We start from the raw sequence: 18,546 nt of genomic DNA, 5'->3' as shown, positions 1-18,546 counted from the left end.
CTAGCTCTAAACTCGCAAAAAGGAAAGGCGTTCAATCTCGAAACTGTTACATCTCAAACCAAGTATCTACATCGGGTCCTGAAGCATCATTTTCTAAAAGTGATTTGTGAATAAACTCATTGTTACATTTAGAGTACTCATAATCTTTTGCCCAAGTTGAATGATTTTCAGCTAAATCTATAATACTATCGCACACATATGTAATCTCAGCATTTGTAGTTGTTGGATGAATAGACATCCTAATCCAACCTGGTTTTCGGATTAAATCACCAATTGAAATTTCATTTGTTAGCTCGTGAGACATCTGCTGATCCACATGTAATAAAAAATGACCATAAGTTCCTGCACAACTACAGCCCCCTCGTGTTTGCACGCCAAATTTATCATTCAACAACTTTACAGCTAGGTTAAAATGCAAATCGTCAATATAGAAAGAAATCACCCCTAATCGCTCTTTATGCTGCCCTGCTAGAATGTTGATATTTGGAATATCATTTAGTTTTTCAAAAATAATATCAACCAATTCGTGTTCGCGTTGCAACATATTATTCACCCCCATTTGCGCTTTTAAACGAATAGAAAGTGCGGTTTTTATGGTTTGAAGAAATCCAGGTGTACCACCATCTTCACGGTCTTCAATATTATCGATATATTTATGTTCGCCCCAAGGATTTGTCCAACTCACAGTTCCACCTCCAGGACAATCGGGCACCATATTTTTGTACAATTTCTTATTAAAAACCAACACACCTGAAGTACCAGGTCCACCTAAGAATTTATGAGGCGAAAAGAAAATAGCATCTAATTGTTCGGCGTCATCTTTAGGGTGCATATCCATAGTTACATAAGGCGCTGAGCAAGCAAAATCTACAAAACATACGCCGCCATGTTGATGCATTAATCTCGCCACATCATGGTGCGGCACTTGGATGCCTGTAACGTTAGACCCCCCAACAACAGAAGCAATTTTAAGCGTGTAGTCTTTATATTGGTCTAATAATTTTTCTAAATTTTTTAAGCTGAATAAACCGTCTTCATTTGGTGGCACCACCTCAACTTTGGCAATGGTTTCTAACCAAGTGGTCTGATTAGAATGGTGTTCCATATGAGAGATAAAAACCACAGGGCGCATTTCATCTGGAATTGTTGTAAATGCTTTTAAATTTTCAGGAATCTTAATACCTAAAATCCTTTGAAATTTATTGACCACGCCTGTCATTCCATTACCAGAAACAATAAGAATATCATCATCATTAGCATTAACATGATCTTTAATAATATGTTTTGCTTTATGATAAGCTTTGGTCATTGCCGTCCCTGAAACCGTGGTTTCTGTATGCGTATTAGCAACAAAAGGTCCAAAATCATTCATTAATTTTTCTTCAATTGGTCGGTATAAACGCCCTGAAGCCGTCCAGTCGGTATAGATGATTTTTTGCTTTCCATAAGGAGACACAAAAGTTTGATTTTGACCTACTATATGTTGTCTAAACTGGTTGAAATAGTTTTCTAATTCGGTAGTTTCTGTAGTATTTGTTTCTGTAATCATAGCCATATGGTCAATATATATCAATCTATCAAAAATGTAAGTGAACTAAAAACCCATAATTCACATACCGTTTTCGTACGTTCAATTAAAGTCTTTTTTTAATTTATCAGAATGTTGTCTTGTGTCAAAAATTGTAATTATTTCAATTTCCTTTTTATCCAATTGAATTCTGTAATATAATGTCGTTTGTTTAGATACAACACATTTGTAAAGATTTTCAAATTCTGATGATTTAGGACAACGCTCTGGTTGATGAGCTATTTGTTCAATTTTTTTAGTCAGTTTTGAAATGAATTCATCTCCAGTTCTTAAACTCCAATGTTCTAGTAGATATTGAGAAAGTTTTAAAAGTTTTGATTCGGCAAGTTCAGATAAGAACACTTTCATTACCTACGAAATCTTCTTTAAGAAAGACTCATAAGACACTCTTTTTCCTTTATCTAAATCCTCAATTCCTTTTTTTATTTCTTTTTGTTCAGATAAGCTTAATTCATTCCAAAAGTCAGCTTTCTCTTTTTTTACGAAATCAGCAACACGTTGGATAAATTCGGAATTTTCATTCTCCAAAATAGTTTTAAGTAATTCTAGTTTTGTTGTTTGAATGTCCATTATAAAATCTTTAAATACAAATTTACGAAAAATATCATTCGTCTAACTCGATTTAGTAAAGCGTTCAATATTCAAAATAAAATTCTAAATATTAGCAATTGCTTTAATTTCTGCAATAAATCGATCAGCTAAAGTATCTGCAGCGTCTTGTGAAGGGGCTTCCGTGTAAATTCTAATGATAGGCTCGGTATTACTCTTACGTAGATGTACCCAACTGTCCGCAAAATCAATTTTAACGCCATCAATAGTTGTTAAATTTTCATGACTATAATTAGCTTCCATTGTTTTTAAAATACCATCAACATCTAATTCTGGTGTTAGCTGAATTTTTTTCTTGCTCATAAAGTAGTTAGGGTAACTCGCTCTAAGTTCACTTACCTTCATTTCTCTTTCAGCCAACAAGCTTAAAAACAACGCCACACCAACTAAGGCATCACGGCCGTAATGTGATTCAGGATAAATAATACCACCATTACCTTCACCACCAATAACCACGTTATTTTTCTTCATTAAAGTCACCACATTCACTTCACCAACAGCACTAGCTTCATAAGTACCGCCGTATTTTTCAGTGACATCACGTAAGGCACGTGTAGAACTCATATTGCTCACGGTATTACCCGGATTTTTACTCAACACATAATCTGCACAAGCCACTAAGGTATATTCTTCACCAAACATCTCACCCGTTTCATCCATAAAAGCTAAGCGATCCACATCGGGATCAACAACGATACCAAAATCGGCACGTTCTTTTACAACTGCTTTAGCTAAGTCGCCTAAATGTTCTTTTAAAGGTTCTGGATTATGCGGAAAATGTCCTGTAGGATCACAATACAATTTTACGGGCTCAACGCCTAAACGCTCTAATAATAAAGGAATAGCAATACCACCTATAGAATTTACACCATCTACAACCACTTTAAAATTAGCAGCTTCAATAGCTTTCTTATTCACCAACGGTAAGTTTAATACTTCGTCAATATGTAAATCGATATAAGCATCGTTAACGGTAATTTTTCCTAAGTCATCAACCTCAGCAAAATTCATTGTGTTTGAATCTGCAATCTCTAATATTTTCTGACCTTCGGCACCATTTAAAAATTCACCTTTAGCATTTAAAAGTTTTAAAGCATTCCACTGTTTTGGATTATGACTTGCGGTTAGAATTATCCCACCATCGGCATGCTCCATCGGCACAGCTATTTCAACGGTTGGTGTGGTAGACAAACCTAAATCAATCACATGAATGCCGAGACCAACTAAGGTATTCATTACTAAATTCTGGATCATTTCTCCAGAAATACGCGCATCACGTCCAACAACGACTCTATAAGTATCTTTATTACGCTGTGTTTTTAGCCAAGTGCCATAAGCTGCTGCAAATTTAACCGCATCTATAGGGGTTAAATTCTCATCTACTGGCCCACCGATGGTACCTCTAATTCCTGAAATTGATTTTATTAAAGTCATGTCTATTTCTTTTTTAGCAAATATAAAATAGATATCCCGTTTTTAACTATTTTGTGATTATGAATTTGTAAATTCGACTTATGAATTATCTCGCCCACATCTACCTCTCTGGAGACCATAAAATGATTACAATCGGTAACTTTGTAGCCGATGGTGTAAGAGGCAACAAGTATAAATTATACCCTTCCGAAATTCAGAAAGGCATACTTTTACACCGCCAAATAGATACCTTTACGGATGCACATCCCCTATTTAGACAATGCACTAAGCGTCTTCACAAAGGCTATAGTCATTACAGTGGTGTAATTGTAGATATTTTCTTTGATCATTTTTTAGCCAAAAATTGGACCTCATACTCTAATATTGCTCTTGAATTGTATGTTGCCAATTTCTATAAAAGTCTAACCGAAAACATTGCTCTTTTACCTCCTCGTTTTCAAGAACTAACACCTATTATGATTAAAGGAAATTGGTTGCTTAGCTATGCCAAAATTGAGGGAATTCAACTGGTTTTAAACGGTATGAATAACAGAACTAAAGGGCGCTCTAAAATGAATAAAGCCACTAGAGAACTCAAACTACATTACGACGCTTTTGAAAACGATTTTACTGCGTTTTTTCAAGAATTAATGGATTTTAGTGCAACAAAACGAATCGAAATAGAACAACAATTTTCCACTTAGTATTTATTAAAAATACTTTTATAATTAACGTCATCTTGATTACCTTTGAAAATAAATAATTGATTAACTCGTGGCTAAATCATCCCTACTGAATAAAACACTAAAAGTCATAGGTAGTGTCGTTATATTTTTCACCTTACCTTCACTCCTTCTCTATGCGTTTTTATATTTTAAATACAATGAAGACTTACCGACAGGACAACAAGGTGCTGCAGCTGATCAGCTAGCAACAAAAATGCTTGATGCTTTAGATCAAACCGCCTATCTTAACACCAATTATTTAGAGTGGACCTTCAATAATAAACACCATTACAAATGGTATAAGTCAGATAATACCTGTGAAGTCTCCTGGAATCATTTTACGGTTATATTAGACTTTGTAAACCATGATAATTCTAAAGTTTTTGTTGCTGAGCAAGCTTACAATGGCATAGAAAAACACGATTATATTCATAAAGCTGAAAAGTATTTTAATAATGATTCATTTTGGCTGGTAGCACCATATAAAGTATTTGACAAGGGTACTGAACGCCGATTAGTAAAAACTGAAGACCAAAAAGAAGCCCTTTTAATAACCTACACCTCAGGAGGAAACACGCCTGGCGATTCTTATTTATGGCATTTAGATGCTACAGGCAAACCAAAGAGCTTTCAAATGTGGGTTGATATTATTCCTATTGAAGGTTTAGAAGCTACTTGGGATGATTGGACAATTACAGAAAGTGGCGCAAAATTACCAACCCTACATAAATTATTGGTGTTTGGCTTAGAAATTAGTGATGTAAAAGGTTTAGTGATTTAATGACTGCTAAAATGCAATAAACCAAAACTGTAACTCATAAACTATTTATTAGTACGTTGTCCTATAAACTGCTGACTCTTCAACTTAAACAACACATTAAAACTCGTTAAACTACCATAGCTTCTGGTAATATATTGCTGAAGGTCTATTTTCTCTTGAGCTTCCAAATTACTAGAATTAATCTTTTGCTCCATGACGCGCAATCGGTCTCTCACCATTGTAATCTTATGGAAAAATTTATCTATTGGTAATTCTGTAGATTTTAAATTAGGATCACCTGGTTGCATAATGAGTTTACCACCTTTCCATTTATCAGCAATGGTAATCACTTCAGAGGCATCTGACCATTTTTTTAATATCGACTTTAAACTTTTTTCAACCTCATAAAAACTAACAGTGTCCACTTCATCTTCAGCAGCTTCAATAACTTCAAAATCAGATTCTAAACCTATAGTCTCTAAACCGCTGTCTATAAAAGTCACCCAATAGTGTTTTGAAGTCACATTTGTAACAACACCTTTTCCGTATTCTAAATGATTAATTCTTGAGCCTATTCCTAGTAATTTCATCTGTATTTTGATTAAAAATTTATAGTCCTAAATTAAAGAAAAAAGGCGTAAACATACAAATGTTAATAATTATTTAAACCCTTTTTCTAATCATTACAATCTTGTTATTTTTGATTAAATCACAATATAAAACACAATAATTATGAAAAAACTATTTTTTACCCTCTTATTTTTTGGATTTTGCTTTTTTGCCAGTGCAGACAATCAACCTAAGGTTGGCGATCAATTGGTTATAAAAGAACCTACAGCACAGACATATAATCACATAGAATTCCCAAAACCAAACATTTTAATAAAACGTGGCACTGTTGACCGATACAAGTCCGTTTATGGCAATAATGTTTTGGTTGATGAAGTGGTGACTAAAAAAGATGGTGAAACTCATGTGGTTCTTAAGAAAAAAGATGGTACCAAATTTTTTGGTTATTTAAATAAAGTAAAAGCGAATTATAATAAATCCATAGAGGATGGCGAGCTTGCTGTTATTAAATAACAGGTTTCCGCGAAGTAATTATACACAAAAAAACTTAGCCTTTATGAGGCTAAGTTTTTTTTGTTTTGAGCTAATTTAAGATAAAACCTACTCTTTAGTAATTCTAAAACTGTGCTGTCCTTCTTCAGCAAATAGCTTTACAATATAGATTCCAGTTGTAAATTCTGATATATCTAATTGCAATTGAGAACTTGATGTAGTTCTGTTTAACACCTCTTGCCCTACAACATTATATATTTTCACACCTGTTAATACCGATTTATACTCCACATTTAAAACATCTTTTGCAGGAATTGGGTATACTGCTAAAGCATTATCTTCAAAATCACCAACACTTAAAGTCTCGATGTTTACTGTAAAGTCTAAGGCCTGACCATAACCCGATTCAATAGCCTGTTCAAAAACATTAAAAACTATACCACATGGATCTATCACCGCTGGAGAAGGAGGATAACCATCTCCGCCCATATCCGTATATGTTTTTGTTAGCCTGATACGTGTTTCACCAGAAACAGCATCTGATGGCACAGTTATTTCTAAAGTCACGGTCTGTCCATCTGAACCATCTGTATCAAAAAGTGTTCCTACCTCGTAAACTTCTCCCGCATCATCTAAAATATCATTTTTATTCCAATCTATAAAAGCTACGATATCAGTCTCAAAGAAACCATTCGTATTTCCGGCCACTTCTAAAGTATAAGTTTCTTCTGGAACCAAGCTCACAACTGTTGCTGTTTCATCAATTAAAACTAAAGTGTCATCAGAATTTGTGATACTCGTACCGGCAAAATCAACTGCTGTAATCTCCTCAACAATTACGTCATCTGCATCTGCTATTTCACAGTAAGGACTAGGAAATGTCTGTGCATTTACACCTAATGTTAATAAGAAAATTGCTAAAGTAATTTTTTTCATATGTTTTTTTATTTAAAGTTAGCTAGCAATTTATAACATTAAAACTAAAACTCTATGAGATAAAAACTTTTTAACAAACACGATAGGGTCACATCGTATCAAAAAACAGGATTCTTGTTTTATAAATTGTAAATCAAAAATCTATCTCTTTTTCCGTTTAGGCTTGTCTTCTTTTAATTTTACATAAATTAGCTTTGAACGTCCTTTACTATCTTCGCGTCGTTCTATTTCAAATGCTGAAATTGAATTAATTAAAGGGGTTAATTTCTGAAAACCATAATTTCTAGAATCAAAATTTGGTTGTTTCTTTTGCAGCAAGCTTCCAACATCACCTAAAAAAGCCCAACCGTCATCATCTGCCACATCATCTATTGTCGTTGCTATAAATTTGATTTCCTTACCTGTAATTGTATCGTAATTACTTTTTGAGGTTGTAGATTTAGTTGTTGTCTCTGAAACACTTTCATCGGTTATATTTTTGAGAATCTCTATATAAATAAACTTATCGCAAGCCACGATAAATGGATTAGGTGTTTTCTTTTCACCTATACCATAAACTTTCATTCCTGCTTCTCGTAAACGTGTTGCTAAACGTGTAAAATCGCTATCGCTAGATACCAAGCAAAACCCATCTACCTTCTCTGAATACAAAACATCCATCGCATCTATAATCATTGCAGAATCTGTAGCGTTCTTACCTGTTGTATAACCGTATTGTTGTATTGGGGTTATAGCATTTTCTAATAGTAAGGACTTCCACTTAGATAGATGTGGTTTGGTCCAATCTCCGTAAATTCTTTTAATAGTTGGATTACCGTATTTTGCTATTTCTTCCATCATTTCCTTAATGTAAGCTGATGGTATATTGTCTCCATCTATTAGCACTGCAAGCTTTATGTCCATAAATTAATATCTGTTTTTATTGTAAATAAAGGTACGGGCTTTACTTTAATAAACCAATTCTATCAAATATGTTTTATATGTGCTTCATCGATGGAATAAAAACGTACGGTATTGTATCGCTATAACCCAAAGCTCATACAAAATTTGGGACATTGGGCTTGTATTAAATTTCATTATTCATACACTAATAAACCCCATTGAATATTATAGGGTTATGCAATTCACGTCATCTATATATTAAACGTATCGTGAATTTGGTATTAATCGATTTAATGCAAAAAAAATATAGCCGTTAAGACGACTATAAAACAGCTAATGATAAAGTTTACTTAACAGCAAATAGGTTGATTACGCACTCTGAGAAAACTGCATATTGAAAAATCACCTAGCAAAGTGCTGTGCTAAATAAAAAGAAACAACTCATCATCCTTAGAAAGCGTGTTTGAGTTCACTGCTTCTAGGTTTCGAAGGTTAATTTTAGAGGCCTCTTCTAATTGAGTCAATCGGATTTTTTGTAGTCTAATTTTTAATTTCTGTAATAGTGTCATAGCAAGTAAGTTTTTATACTCAAATATACAAAAAATACACTAAATTTTAAAACCCCAAACGCTCTTAAACATATTAAAATCATATATTTAGCACTAAATTAACTTTAAAGTAACATAGGCTTTATAAATGCGAATTTTCTCGTTAAAGTAACACTTATCTTTTTTTATTTTTTTGATAAATTGTTTAGGATTCTAAAATCCAAATTCACATGAAGTATTGCTAATATTCAGAAATTTTAGAAGTTAGTTTATCGTTTTTATTAAGCTAATTTATTCTCTTGATTTAGAGTGGTTGATACATCTTGCTTCTTCCAAATCAGTTCACTATTTAAAATAAAACTACCTATATGGTCAAAATTACAATCTGAAGGTGCTATGATAGATAAAAAAGGCTCTTCTTTTTTATCACGATATAAATGGTAAGTCTCACCAACAATAGGCTCAAAAGTATAGCGTGAATTATAAACTAATGTATTATACTCTAGTTCTTCCATCATCTTATCGTAGGCGGCCTTAAGTTCTAAATACTTAGCCTTAATTTGCTTATTGGCTTTATTTATATTTCTAGTTTTCCAAGACGAGTTATCAGTAACTTGTATTGCAGGTGCCCCTACATTAGTCGCGTACGGTTTTAAGGACGCATCATAACGTTGTGTAGTTTCGTTAAAAACAACTTGATCTGGCTTTTTGGGTTGAGACATATTTAATAAGCTTTATTCAAAGATAAAACGCCTTTAAGGTTTATAAAAAAGAATCGAATGTATTTTTTTATTAAATTTAAAGCAATTAATTAATCTTTAATGAATTTTATAAAAAAAATAGGCTCACTAAACCTCTTTATATTAGCGCTATGCGTATTAATTATAGTGGTTTCCGAATATTTATTCTTAAGAGGTGACCAGCTTCATGCTATTTTTGTTGGACTTTGGGCACCTACTATTCTCGCATTTGTAATCTTTATAAAACAAATTTTAAATGGAGGCAAATGATATAATTTTTTCGTTTTCGATTTTTGTGTCAATATGTGTCATCATTTGGGCAGTTTTAGTCATCCGTGCTTATAATAAAATTGACGGTAGAGATTAAAAAAATAAGCTACACTATTTTTCTTCCTGAATAAAAGAGAAAACAATGTAGCTATTCTTTATAACTGATACTATGGTTTTAATTACACTTTTTGAAGTGTTACATATACGAGTTTATTAATTACAATAATTGACTAAACCATTTTAAAATCTAAAAGTAATTCACCTTCAATAGAAGCTTCTAAATGATCCCCTTTAACCACAAAACCTGCACCACTAGCCGGTGTACCTGTAAAAATAAGATCACCTTCTTCTAAAGTCATAAAAGACGATACGTAAGCAATTATTTCTTCGAAACTATAAATCATTAAACTACTAGTACCCACCTGCTTTTGTTCGCCATTAATTTTTAAATCGAACTGAATATTTTTTAAGTCTGGAAAATTTGATATCGGTTGAAAACCGGATATTGGAGATGCGCCATCAAAACCTTTTGCCAAAGCCCAAGGCCCTTTGTTTTCTCTACTTGCACTAAGTACATCTTTTGCGGTATAGTCTATCCCTACTGCTATTTCAGATATATATGACGTAGCATCCTTAAGCGCAATGTCTTTTCCCTGTTTTCCTATTTTAGCAACCAATTCTACTTCGTATGCCAACTGATTTGTGATCTTTGGAAAGTTAATATCTTTATTCCCTGTTACCAAACTAGAATTTGGTTTTGTAAATATGGTTTGTGCGCCTGTTTTTATCGCACTGATTTCAGATAAATCATTGACGTAATTTTTACCTATACCTATTATTTTCATGATGATATTTAATTTTTATTTTATGCGAATAAAGATAAGGAAAACAAGAAAATTAAACAATAAGATACGCGTTATTATCTTACGTAAAAACAGGTGTAAATATGAGTTTATTTGTTAGACATTAATTAAGCCCATAACTTAAAATTAATTATAATAATTAGCTATAAATACCATGCTTTGTTACTTTCATTGCATTATAAAACCAACTTTAAATAAAAGTTGCAGGTTAGTAATTTCAATACCAGAAAAATATTAGCTGTTATTAAATAAATAAAAACAAATCATCATCCTTAGAAATAGGATTTACGTTTAGAGACTCCGTTTTTGAGGTTTCAAAAGACGTTGTAGAATGTTTTTCAACTTTTTCTGATGGGGACTTCTGTAGTAGGTTTTTTATTTCTTGTAGTAGTTTCATAGCACATCATATTTAATAATACAGAATATACGATAACAACCACAGTTTGGATGTTCACAAAAGACATAAATACACTAAAAACCACATATTTAGCATTCATTTAACAGTCTCTAAATAAATTCGAAACAAAACACAAAGCCTAAACCTGAATTTATCTATCGCTAAAGGCCACATAACTAATTAAAACACCCGCGTTTAAGCCTCTAAATTAAAGAATAGACTTAAAACTGACCTGTTATATAATTAATTGCATGTTATGAAGTTGCTTCTCATCTTAAAATACCTAAAAAATATCTTTCTTTAAAAGGTAATAACAGTCATTATTAAAGTCTTATTAATTGTAACTACAATTACCTGTAATAGCTATTGAAACAGCGAAATTAATACTATTTTTGGCTCCTTAAACCATAAGTAATAGCCAGCCGAATGGAAAAGCCTCAAATAAAGAAAAGATTTCTTGGAAAACTATTTAAATGGACGATTACTGTATTAATAATTCTCATAATAAGCCTATTTGCAATCCCTTCAATTTTTAATGATGTTATTTCTAATGAAATAAAAAAAGGTATTAATAAAAACATTGAAACTGAGCTTCAATTTAAAGATTCTAATATTTCATTTTTCAATCATTTTCCTTCCTTAACTTTTTCTTTTAAAGACGTTAATTTAATAAGCGCTAAACCTTTTGAAAAAGACGATTTAATTTCAGCAAAAGAACTTGGGTTTGGGATTAATATCTTTAAGCTTATATTTTCTGATAAAGTCGTTATAAACGAAACTTACATAACAGACGCTACTATTAATCTTAATAAGGATAAATTTGGCAGAAGCAACTACGATGTGCTTATAGCTACAGACACTACAACTACAACAGTAAAAGATACAAGTACTACCAGCCTTAATTTAAACTTAAAGCAACTTAATATTTCGAATGCAACAGTTCTTTACAAAGATGACGCTATTGGTATAAGCATTATATCAAAGGGGCTTAATTATCACGGCAAAGGCGGTTTAGACGATGGTAAATTAGAATTAGGTTCTAAGTTAGATATCACCAGTATTGACGTTATTTTTGATAATATTGATTACCTTAATGGCAAAAAATTAAGAGCTAAATCATTCACCATTTACGATACCAAAAACCTGTCTATTGCTTTAGATAAAAATACTATTGCACTTAATGATTTGGATGTCAACTTTCATGGAAAACTCGATATGTTTGAAAATGGTCTTGCCTACGACTTACGTTTCAATACCGAACATGGAACATTAAAAAACATGGTTAGTGCCTTACCTCCTAAATATGCCGAATGGTCTAAAAACGTTACCCTTGATGGAGATTTTGATGCGACCATGCGACTTGCCGGATTTACGGGCAGCGTTCCTAAATCTTCAGAAATAGCAAACACTAGTTTAGATGTTAATGTTTATAACGGCACCATAAAACATAAGGATGCAAACGAAGCTATAGAAAATTTATATCTAAAATTTAAAAGTGATTTTGAAGGTGATTATATGACAATGAATTTAGATAGCCTTGACTTTATTCTTAATAAAGAAAAAACTAGTGGTAAAATGCTTGCTTACGGTAAAGCAGATTCACTATATATAAAATCGAATATAAAATCAGATATTAACCTCAACACCTTAAATCAAACCTTAAACCTGCCCGACTTAAACTTTAATGGAGTCCTAATGGCCAATATTGCTATCGATGGAGTTTACCAACCCAATCAATCACTATTCCCAAAAACTAATGGAACTCTAAGCTTGTCTAATGGGCTTCTTCAAACTTCTGGTCACCCAGAACCCATAAAGAATATCGAAATAAGTGCAAAACTTCTAAACGAAGGAAAAAGCTATACCGAGTCATCATTAATTATTAACACCTTAAATTTTAAATTTTTAGATAATCAATTTACAAGTCATGGGACATTTAAGAATTTTGACAATTTAGAATACCTCATCAAAGGCAAAGGTGATATCGATTTTACAACACTTAACCAAGTTGTTGCTTTACCAATTCTAATAACTAAAGGACAGCTAACTGCCGATTTAAATTTAAAAGGGCAACTTAATAATCCTCAAAACATTAATAATCATAGTGGCACGCTAAATCTTAATAATATAACACTGAATAGTGCCGAACTACAACAACCTATTAATATTAAGGAAGGTCAGTTTTTATTCTTAAATGATAGAATGGCTATTTCTAATCTTAACGTTAACCACCAATCTTCTGACATGGTGATGAATGGCTATTTTCAAAATTATCTCGATTATACATTGTACAACAACGGCATATTAAAAGGTGATTTAAGTTTAAAATCTTCAAAAATTGATATCACCGAATTTTTCCCTAAACAAGAACATTTAAATCAATCATCAGACAGTTTAGCAAGCTCTAATACCATTGAAAATGTTGTTAGTGGAGTGATGCCAGTTCCTAAAGATTTAGATTTAACCATACAGATTGAAATAGACACGCTTCAATACAACCAATTAAATATCACAAAACTCTCTGGAAATTTAGGCGTAAAAGAGCAAGGACTATTCTTAAAAGATAGTCACTTACAAATGGTAGATGGTACAGCAAGTCTAAATGGATTTTACCAACCAACAGCAATAGACGAAGCCTTATTTGCAATGAACCTAAAAGCCGATAATCTTAATATAGAAAAAAGCTACAACAGTATCGATTTATTTAGAGAACTCGCGCCCGCTGCAGCACAAGCCTCAGGTATATTATCCGCAGACTATAATCTAACAGGTATCATAGACCAACAGATGCTTCCTGTGTTACCTGCATTAAAAGGTAAAGGAACTGTAAAAGTACATAGCGTTCAATTTGATGGCTATAAATTATTAGGTAAAGTCTCTGAAAAATCAGGTTTTGAGGCCCTTAATGACCCTAAAATTTCCGAAATCACTATTAACTCTACTATAAACAATAACGTCATAGCGTTAGAACAATTTAAATTTAAAGTCAGTCCTTTTAGATTACGAGTAGAGGGACAAACTACTTTTGACAGTGCATTAAGTCTTAAAATGCGAATAGGGTTACCTCCATTAGGAATTATAGGAATTCCTGTTGTTGTGGAAGGAAAAAGTGACGACTTTGATATCAAACTAGGAAAAAAATCTTCAGACTTAGATACATTAGAAACCAGCAAAGAAAGTTATACAGAAGAGGATATCGAGCGCATGTCTACAATTAAGGATTCTATCCGAGTAGAAAAGTCAATCGATGCGATTAGCAAAATGCAAGTGGAAATGCAAAGTAGCCTCCAAGATTCGCTTAAAACTAAAGCGATAGATACGTTAAAAATTCAAAATAGAGATTAAGAAACCAATAGCTGCCCTAAAATATTTCAAACACATAGCCCAATAGCCAGTATAAAACAATAAACACCACTATAGTCCCAATACAACCACACTTACCACCACCAATTTTCTTTGCTCCCCAAGCAGCACCTATAATTCTTAATAATTTTTCCATATTTAAATACTTATTTTATATACCCCTAAAGCTAACTTTAACTTTTAAATAAGTTAGCTCAAAAAAGTATTTTTATTAATCCATTTCCCTAATACAAACTAAAACAAAACATTTAACTATAGATTGGCTTATGCTCTAACTTACAAATGACTGTAAAAATTGTACCTTTGCAAATTCACTAAAGTAAAAGGGAGATTAAAATCATATATGAGCCAATTCAACGATTCCATTGAAGTTAAAGGAGCACGTGTTCACAATCTAAAAAACATAGACGTAACCATACCTAGAGAAAAACTAGTGGTAATTACAGGTTTATCAGGTAGTGGAAAATCATCTTTGGCATTTGATACGATTTATGCTGAAGGGCAACGTCGTTATATTGAAACGTTTTCTGCTTATGCACGTCAATTTTTAGGAAGCCTAGAACGACCAGATGTCGATAAAATTGACGGTCTTTCTCCTGTAATTGCCATAGAACAAAAAACCACAAGTAAATCGCCGCGTTCCACGGTAGGTACAATCACTGAGATTTATGATTTCCTACGTTTACTCTATGCTAGAGCTGCGGATGCTTACAGTTATGAAACTGGTGAGCAAATGGTAAGTTACAATGACGAGCAGATAAAAGACCTTATTTTAGAATCGTACAAAGGGAAACGCATCAATATCCTATCGCCTGTAATTCGTTCCCGAAAAGGGCATTATCGTGAATTATTCGAACAAATTGCCAAACAAGGTTTTGTAAAAGTTAGAACCGATGGCGATATTGTTGATATTGAAAAGGGCATGAAACTAGACCGTTACAAAACCCATGATATTGAAATTGTTATTGATCGCTTAAAGATTGAGGGTAACGAAAACGACGAAAAACGCTTAATGGAATCCATAAATACTGCCATGTATCATGGTGAAGATGTACTTATGGTAATTGACCACGACACTAATGAACCGCGCTTTTTTAGCCGGAATTTAATGTGTCCGACTTCGGGTATTTCATATCCGAATCCTGAACCTAATAATTTTTCATTCAATTCACCTAAAGGCGCATGCCAAAACTGTAATGGTATTGGTGAATTATATGTTGTTAACGACCGCAAATTAGTTCCAGATGAAACTTTATCTATAAAAAATGGCGCTTTAGCACCACACGGTCCTCAAAAGAAAAGTTGGATTTTTAAACAATTTGAAACTATTGCACAGCGCTTTGAATTCTCTCTAAGCGATGCTTGGAAAGATATTCCTAACGATGCTAAAAATATCATACTTCATGGCGGCAAAGATAAATTTACGGTTGAAAGTAAACTCTTAGGCGTCTCGCGCGATTACAATATCGATTTTGAAGGCGTTGCTAATTTTATTGAAAGTCAGTATAATTCTGATTCTACCTCTCTAACCCGTTGGGCAAAAGAGTACATGGACAAAGTGGAATGTCCTGTATGTGAAGGTTCGCGTTTACGTAAAGAATCACTTTATTTTAAAGTGGATGGTAAAAGTATTGCCGAATTGGTAAACATGGATGTAGTTGAACTAGGACACTGGTTAGAAGATTTAACCCAACGACTTTCTAGTAAACAACAACAAATCTCTACTGAAATTATTAAAGAAATTAAAAATAGAGTCCAATTTCTTTTAGATGTCGGGCTCACCTACCTCAGTTTAAACCGAAGTTCTAAATCATTGTCTGGTGGAGAAGCGCAACGTATTAGGCTGGCGACACAAATAGGATCACAATTAGTAGGTGTACTTTATATTTTAGATGAACCTAGTATCGGGTTACACCAACGCGATAACGAAAAACTAATTAACTCTTTAATATCTCTAAGAGACGTTGGTAATTCTGTTATTGTTGTAGAGCACGATAAAGATATGATTGAACGTGCAGATCACGTTATAGATATCGGTCCATTTGCAGGAAAATATGGTGGCGAAATAATTAGTGAAGGCACACCAAAAGAATTACTAAATCAAGATACGCTTACTGCAGCTTACCTCAACGGCGAAAAGGAAATTAAAATTCCAGAAACTAGAAGAAAAGGCAACGGCAAAAAATTGATTCTTAAAGGCTGTACCGGTAATAATTTAAAAAACGTTGATGTTGAATTTCCGTTAGGTAAAATGATTGGAGTGACTGGTGTTTCAGGAAGTGGAAAATCGACATTAATCAACGAAACACTTTATCCGATTCTTAATGCGCATTATTTTAATGGTGTAAAAAAACCAATGCCTTACAAAAGTATTAAAGGCTTAGAGCATTTAGATAAAGTTATTGATATTAACCAATCCCCTATTGGGCGTACACCACGGAGTAATCCTGCAACATACACCAAAACCTTTGACGAAATTAGAAGCTTATTTTCTAAAATTCCGGAAGCAATGATTCGTGGCTATAAACCTGGTCGTTTTAGTTTTAATGTGAAAGGTGGCCGTTGCGAAACTTGCCAAGGTGGAGGTTTACGTGTTATTGAAATGAACTTTTTACCCGATGTTTACGTTGAGTGCGAAACTTGCCAAGGTAAACGTTTTAACAGGGAGACTTTAGAAATTAGATATAAAGGCAAATCTATCAGTGATGTATTAGAGATGACTATTGAAGAAGCTGTTGGTTTCTTTGAGCATATCCCTAAAATTCATAGAAAGCTAAAAACCATCAAAGATGTGGGCTTAGGTTATATAACGCTGGGGCAACAAAGCACCACATTATCTGGCGGCGAAGCACAGCGAATTAAATTAGCAACCGAGTTGAGTAAACGCGACACCGGAAACACCTTCTATATCTTAGATGAACCTACTACAGGTTTGCATTTTGAAGATATTAGAGTACTTATGAAAGTACTTAACAAGTTGGCTGATAAAGGCAACACCGTTTTAATTATTGAACATAATCTTGACGTTATAAAAACGGTCGACTATATTATTGACATCGGTTATGAAGGGGGAAAAGGTGGAGGACAACTCGTTGCAAAAGGCACACCAGAACAAATCGTAAAGGATAAGAAAAGTTATACCGCTAAATTTCTAAAAAAAGAACTGAGCTAACTCATTACTTACCTGTTGCATATGTAACTTCTAACACCAAAAAGCAAATACCGTCGTAATAACATCTAATGTTAACGCGATTGATTAGGTTTTAAGTCACCAATCCTAATATTTCATAACTTGTCTTAACTAATTATAAAACACAAACATTATGAAAAGTATTCTTTGGTTGGTAGCTGTAATTTGTATTATAGTATGGCTACTTGGTTTATTAGACATCATTCCTGGCATGAGTAGTAATAGCCTAATACATATCTTATTGGTAATCGCTGTTATTGTTATATTATACAATATCATATCTGGCAGAAAGCCATTATAATCTAATTTACAGATAAAATTCAAAGCGTATCGATTCATTTAGATACGCTTATTTTTTTTGCTAATAAAAGACTTTGTTCTCACAATTTACCTTAAATTTGGTGGTCTAAAATTTAGACAAAGCCATATTTATGTATGGCTTTTATATTGTTATCTTAAATTAAGTTGATATATGAGAAAAGAGAGCAAAAGCAAAGGCTGGAACGAAATAAAAACAAATGATTCTTGGGCGATTTTTAAAATCATGGGAGAGTTTGTCAATGGTTATGAAAAACTAAGTAAAATAGGACCTTGTGTTTCTATATTTGGATCTGCGAGAACAAAACCCGATCATAAATACTACCAATTAACAGAAGAAGTCGCTAAAAAAATTGTAGATCATGGCTATGGTGTTATTACAGGTGGCGGACCTGGAATAATGGAAGCGGGTAATAAAGGCGCTCACATCGCAGGGGGTACATCTGTAGGTTTAAATATAGAATTACCTTTTGAGCAACACGACAATCCTTATATTGATAGTGACAAAAGCTTAGATTTTGACTACTTTTTTGTCCGTAAAGTGATGTTTGTAAAGTACTCTCAAGGTTTTGTTGTTATGCCTGGAGGTTTTGGTACGCTTGATGAATTATTTGAAGCCATTACCTTAATTCAAACGCATAAGATTGAAAGCTTCCCTATAATTTTAGTAGGCACCGAATTTTGGGGTGGACTCTTAGACTGGGTAAAAACCACATTGGTAGATGCTAAGAACATTAGTGCTCAAGATTTAGATTTAATTCATTTGGTTGATACGCCTGATGAGGTGATTGCCATCTTAGATGAGTTCTACAAAGAATACGATCTTAGTCCGAATTTTTAAAACAACTCCTGTTTAAAAGAATTAAATATGCACTGTTTCTG

At 33.1% G+C, this 18,546-nt stretch carries 18 protein-coding genes; 7 read left to right on the top strand and 11 right to left on the bottom strand.

The annotated features are described in order from the left end of the window. Positions 1-46: 46 nt before the first annotated feature. From HM982_RS05145 to glmM, 4 genes are all read right to left on the bottom strand, one after another. Complete coding sequence (locus tag HM982_RS05145) at positions 47-1,555, bottom strand: aminotransferase class V-fold PLP-dependent enzyme (RefSeq protein WP_179352377.1); 1,509 nt, start codon at positions 1,553-1,555, stop codon at positions 47-49. A gap of 75 nt (positions 1,556-1,630) precedes the next feature. Further along, positions 1,631-1,936 carry a type II toxin-antitoxin system RelE/ParE family toxin gene (locus HM982_RS05140; RefSeq protein ID WP_179352038.1) on the bottom strand — a complete coding sequence of 102 codons (306 nt, stop codon included), beginning with the start codon at positions 1,934-1,936 and terminating at the stop codon, positions 1,631-1,633. Positions 1,937-1,939: 3 nt separating this feature from the next. Next, the gene (locus HM982_RS05135) at positions 1,940-2,158 is read right to left on the bottom strand and encodes a hypothetical protein (RefSeq protein WP_179352037.1); all 219 of its coding nucleotides are present in this window, start codon (positions 2,156-2,158) and stop codon (positions 1,940-1,942) included. 84 nt (positions 2,159-2,242) lie between these two features. Next, complete coding sequence (gene glmM / locus HM982_RS05130; RefSeq protein ID WP_179352036.1) at positions 2,243-3,631, bottom strand: phosphoglucosamine mutase; 1,389 nt, start codon at positions 3,629-3,631, stop codon at positions 2,243-2,245. Between the two features lie 80 nt (positions 3,632-3,711). Between glmM and HM982_RS05125 the strand changes: the two genes are divergently transcribed. Both HM982_RS05125 and HM982_RS05120 read left to right on the top strand, forming a co-directional pair. Beyond that, the gene (locus tag HM982_RS05125; RefSeq protein ID WP_179352035.1) at positions 3,712-4,314 is read left to right on the top strand and encodes an acyl carrier protein phosphodiesterase; all 603 of its coding nucleotides are present in this window, start codon (positions 3,712-3,714) and stop codon (positions 4,312-4,314) included. Between the two features lie 70 nt (positions 4,315-4,384). Further along, a complete protein-coding gene (locus tag HM982_RS05120; protein ID WP_179352034.1) occupies positions 4,385-5,116 on the top strand; it encodes a hypothetical protein in 732 nt (243 codons plus the stop codon). 41 nt (positions 5,117-5,157) lie between these two features. On the opposite strand, the gene HM982_RS05115 is transcribed toward HM982_RS05120, so the two are convergent. Beyond that, positions 5,158-5,685: a hypothetical protein gene (locus HM982_RS05115; protein ID WP_179352033.1), complete on the bottom strand. Its 528-nt coding sequence runs from the start codon at positions 5,683-5,685 to the stop codon at positions 5,158-5,160. Between the two features lie 142 nt (positions 5,686-5,827). Here HM982_RS05115 and HM982_RS05110 point away from each other — a divergent pair, with 142 nt between their 5' ends. Next, the gene (locus HM982_RS05110) at positions 5,828-6,178 is read left to right on the top strand and encodes a hypothetical protein (protein WP_179352032.1); all 351 of its coding nucleotides are present in this window, start codon (positions 5,828-5,830) and stop codon (positions 6,176-6,178) included. 87 nt (positions 6,179-6,265) lie between these two features. On the opposite strand, the gene HM982_RS05105 is transcribed toward HM982_RS05110, so the two are convergent. The 5 genes from HM982_RS05105 to HM982_RS05085 all read right to left on the bottom strand — a co-directional run bounded on the left by HM982_RS05105 (position 6,266) and on the right by HM982_RS05085 (position 10,793). Further along, entirely contained in the window at positions 6,266-7,093 is an 828-nt protein-coding gene (locus HM982_RS05105; protein WP_179352031.1) for a T9SS type A sorting domain-containing protein, read from the bottom strand. 141 nt (positions 7,094-7,234) lie between these two features. Further along, complete coding sequence (locus HM982_RS05100) at positions 7,235-7,996, bottom strand: NYN domain-containing protein (protein ID WP_179352030.1); 762 nt, start codon at positions 7,994-7,996, stop codon at positions 7,235-7,237. 808 nt (positions 7,997-8,804) lie between these two features. Then, positions 8,805-9,245, bottom strand: coding sequence for a DUF2452 domain-containing protein (locus tag HM982_RS05095; protein ID WP_179352029.1), 441 nt, complete (start codon positions 9,243-9,245; stop codon positions 8,805-8,807). Between the two features lie 518 nt (positions 9,246-9,763). Further along, positions 9,764-10,378: a fumarylacetoacetate hydrolase family protein gene (locus HM982_RS05090; RefSeq protein WP_179352028.1), complete on the bottom strand. Its 615-nt coding sequence runs from the start codon at positions 10,376-10,378 to the stop codon at positions 9,764-9,766. A gap of 262 nt (positions 10,379-10,640) precedes the next feature. After that, positions 10,641-10,793, bottom strand: coding sequence for a hypothetical protein (locus tag HM982_RS05085; RefSeq protein ID WP_179352027.1), 153 nt, complete (start codon positions 10,791-10,793; stop codon positions 10,641-10,643). Between the two features lie 426 nt (positions 10,794-11,219). Here HM982_RS05085 and HM982_RS05080 point away from each other — a divergent pair, with 426 nt between their 5' ends. After that, entirely contained in the window at positions 11,220-14,138 is a 2,919-nt protein-coding gene (locus HM982_RS05080) for an AsmA-like C-terminal region-containing protein (protein ID WP_179352026.1), read from the top strand. A 16-nt stretch (positions 14,139-14,154) separates the two neighbouring features. On the opposite strand, the gene HM982_RS05075 is transcribed toward HM982_RS05080, so the two are convergent. Beyond that, the gene (locus HM982_RS05075) at positions 14,155-14,292 is read right to left on the bottom strand and encodes a hypothetical protein (RefSeq protein WP_179352025.1); all 138 of its coding nucleotides are present in this window, start codon (positions 14,290-14,292) and stop codon (positions 14,155-14,157) included. Positions 14,293-14,499: 207 nt separating this feature from the next. On the opposite strand from HM982_RS05075, the gene uvrA reads away from it, so the two are divergent. The 3 genes from uvrA (at position 14,500) to HM982_RS05060 (ending at position 18,505) form a co-directional block, all read left to right on the top strand. Next, positions 14,500-17,328 carry an excinuclease ABC subunit UvrA gene (gene uvrA, locus HM982_RS05070; RefSeq protein ID WP_179352024.1) on the top strand — a complete coding sequence of 943 codons (2,829 nt, stop codon included), beginning with the start codon at positions 14,500-14,502 and terminating at the stop codon, positions 17,326-17,328. A 151-nt stretch (positions 17,329-17,479) separates the two neighbouring features. Further along, on the top strand, positions 17,480-17,647 hold the full coding sequence (locus HM982_RS05065) for a lmo0937 family membrane protein (RefSeq protein WP_179352023.1): 168 nt from the start codon (positions 17,480-17,482) through the stop codon (positions 17,645-17,647). Positions 17,648-17,818: 171 nt separating this feature from the next. Next, positions 17,819-18,505, top strand: coding sequence for an LOG family protein (locus HM982_RS05060; protein ID WP_179352022.1), 687 nt, complete (start codon positions 17,819-17,821; stop codon positions 18,503-18,505). Positions 18,506-18,546: the final 41 nt, after the last annotated feature.

Source organism: Winogradskyella vidalii, from assembly GCF_013403955.1.
In the GTDB taxonomy this organism is placed as follows: Bacteria; Bacteroidota; Bacteroidia; order Flavobacteriales; family Flavobacteriaceae; genus Winogradskyella; species Winogradskyella vidalii.
Note: the sequence above shows the minus strand (reverse complement) of the source record. Positions and strands in the feature narration are given on the sequence as shown.